This window comes from uncultured Mucilaginibacter sp. (assembly GCF_903913935.1).
Classification (GTDB): Bacteria; Bacteroidota; Bacteroidia; order Sphingobacteriales; family Sphingobacteriaceae; genus Mucilaginibacter.
Genome location: NZ_CAIWNH010000002.1, coordinates 1 through 2,968, shown reverse-complemented (window position 1 = coordinate 2,968; position 2,968 = coordinate 1). Strand labels below are relative to the sequence as shown.

Genomic DNA, 2,968 nt, shown 5'->3' with positions numbered 1-2,968 from the left:
CTCCAGTTTCGCAGTGAAGAAGCTGCTATCTGGTGGATATTTTTCTTATGAGAATAATAAAGAAATGACCACCATCTTTTTTTCAAAAAATGATGATCCGGTAGTATTAGCGACAGTTAAGTTCGACCATGGTTTAGACTCGTCCAAATACAGTATAGACACTACTACAAGAAAATTTACCGAAAATGAAAGAGAGTTCTACACCATCCGGACAAAGGCTGCACAGGCTGTTTCAACCGACACGCTTTTTAAATTTTATCAAAATACCAGTTTAAATCTTGTTCCTATTATAAAAAATGGGGCAAAAAGGGTATATGTCATCACTGCGCAAACAGCACCGAATGAAGTATTGTTGGGAAATGATTACCTGATCAATTTCGACAAAGACAATACTATAATTAAAAAAACAAAGCTTCATAATAATCTTATCCCCCTGGGAACTGGCGGAATAGATCCGATAAAGGCATCCTCACATCAACATTTAGGTGAAACAAGTCCTTTTATTACCGCGACAGATATTTGTGCATTTAAATTATGGAAGGAAAAGACAACCTGGGTGATCAGTTTCGTTGTCTCAGCTGGGTATGTATCTGTATGGTACTTTGACGATGAATCTTTAGAAATTCTAACCCAGGATGATTGGCAAAAGAGAATGAAAAAAAAATAGCATAAAGCATTATCTAAACCGAACTTGGCGCTGCCATCGGGGCAGCATGGGCTACCGCAAAATAATTTGCAATAAAATGGTATAAATGTTAGGTTTAGCAAAATTTAAGTGATGAACAAGTTGCTTTTTATACTACTATTTTTACCGTTTAGCGCATTTTCACAGAAAGACCTCACCAAATATGATAAGGACACTGTTGTTTACGCGCCGCTTCCAGTTGATTCTACGGGTGCCATTGTTTTCAGACGGGTTTATGGCGCGCCTAATACCCCTAAAACTGAACTATACGCCCGTGCAAAAATCTGGACGGCGATCGCTTTTCGCTCCGCAAAGAATGTTATCCAGTTGGATGACGACCAAAAAAACAGCTTAATCATCAAAGGCGTTCAGGAAGGCGGATATAACCTTTGGTTTACCATTCAATTTACCATTAAAGACAATAAGTTCCGGGTGCTCATCTCACAGTTTTGGATAGAACGACTGGAAGTAACTAGCTATCCGCTGGTTATTGGCGGCCCGACAACAAGAGGTTTTGTTAAATATTATCCGGATAAGGAATATAATGAATTGTACGAATACAACATCAATGTTAAAAACGGCTCCGGCGATATTAACGGCGAGAACGGCATCACTAAACATCATGTAAAGCAGATCGCAAGCCGCATTCAAGTTGTCAGTGATTTTGCAAATGCAACATTCCAGGAAATCCAAAAAGCGATGCAGCAATCGGCTAAAGGAGACGACTTTTAAAATGCCTTAAGAGGTAATGGAGTCAGCGGCTCCGGGCATAGCTTATCCGAAGTGGAACACTTCTGACAGCGGAGTGCTTTGAAGGTACGCGGGTTGCGTTGGGTCGGGTGCGGGTTTAAGTTAGCCTACAAAATCCACCAAACCGTCATTGCGAGGAACGAAGCAATCTCTGCACAGGACATTCAATGAACGGCGTGCAATATTGTACGGCGTGCGGCTGATAGGTTACCCGGAGATTTTGGTGTGGTGATTAGCATGTGTAGAGATGGCTTCGTTCCGCGCCATGACGCGTCGGGTTTGTCGGTTAATGATAATGGAGTCAGAGACTCCGGGCATAGCTAATCCGAAGTGGAACACTTCGGACAGCAGGGGGGCTCGAAAAGATTGTCACATAATTGTTTGAAAATGAGTTATTAAAACAATAACTTTATTCTTTTTAAAGAACAGCTACATTCGTTTTAAATAATACCAATCTTGAACCTGAACATACCTAAGACCCACTTTAGAATCCCTGAAAAAAATTTACGTTTTGAAAATGTTGAGCCCCACGGAGGGGGGCAAACTTTTCAGCGAAATGATCATGTCGCACACGGTAAGTATTTACTTAAAAGAACATCCATAGTAAAAGCTGCATTTTCTGCGAAGAAAGATTTTGATATAGTTAAACACTTTTTTGTCAATATAAAATCCCCATTAAAAGTCCCCGTAAAAAGCGAAAAGCTGAAAATCAAAGCTTTAGGCTTTGAAATTATAAGTTTAAGCAAAAGCAATTCAAATTATTGCCTGGCTAAAATATCAAAAGACAAATTCAATTCGCTGGAAGAAAAAATATCCAAATACACCTATGAGACTGGTCATCCAGGTAAAACTAATTTGGCTATACTCGAAGATATCGAAGAAGTAAAAATAGATGATAAAATGTCTGGGATTAAACAGAACAGATCAAAACAGGATGTAATTATTTATTTGCATCACGGTCTTTCTCAAAAAGAACGATTTTTTGTCTTTAATAATATTGAATCAGATTTTACCACCTTAGGGATAGACACAGAATCTCAGATATTTCCTAATGGACGGCCGATAGTTTCTTGTTCAGTAGATTATGCTACGCTCAAGAAAATTGCGGGTTTTTACTCAACAATTAATAAAATTGAAATTAATTCAGTTTATCACGTAAAGCGGTCAGTACCTGTGTTAGCGTTGCCCAGCCCCTTAAAAATAAATACCCCTATTTCTAACTCTATTGTAGCAATTATTGATTCGGGGATTGAGGGGTCTGCGATTCCTTTTAATCATTTGGTAACAACACATTTGAGGTTTCTTCCCAAGACCGCTGTGGACATCGATCCGGATCATGGGAGTTTTGTAGCGAGTCGTTGTCTGTATGGAGATGAAATAGATTATTGTTTAACTTCCAATGCATTAACGCCATATTGTAAGGTTATGGATGTTACGGTTTTTGGCAACGACAATAAAGGTAGAAGTATAGGACCGAGCGATGATTTTTTGGTAAATGTCATTGGACAGGTTGTAAAGAAGCATTACAAGGAT

3 protein-coding genes are annotated in these 2,968 nt (G+C 39.0%); all 3 read left to right on the top strand.

Features of this window, described 5'->3' with window-relative positions:
• Positions 1-667: hypothetical protein (locus QZY09_RS00025; protein WP_295666412.1), on the top strand; the 667-nt coding region annotated here is incomplete at its 5' end.
• 111 nt (positions 668-778) lie between these two features.
• Positions 779-1,417, top strand: a complete 639-nt coding sequence (locus tag QZY09_RS00020) for a DUF4468 domain-containing protein (protein WP_295666409.1) — start codon at positions 779-781, stop codon at positions 1,415-1,417.
• A gap of 474 nt (positions 1,418-1,891) precedes the next feature.
• The coding region (locus QZY09_RS00015; RefSeq protein WP_295666406.1) for a hypothetical protein at positions 1,892-2,968 on the top strand (1,077 nt) is incomplete at its 3' end.

Excerpts from the sequence above, each read along its gene's own strand:
- QZY09_RS00020 (WP_295666409.1), top strand. The coding sequence starts at position 779 with ATGAACAAGTTGCTTTTTATACTACTATTTTTACCGTTTAGCGCATTT.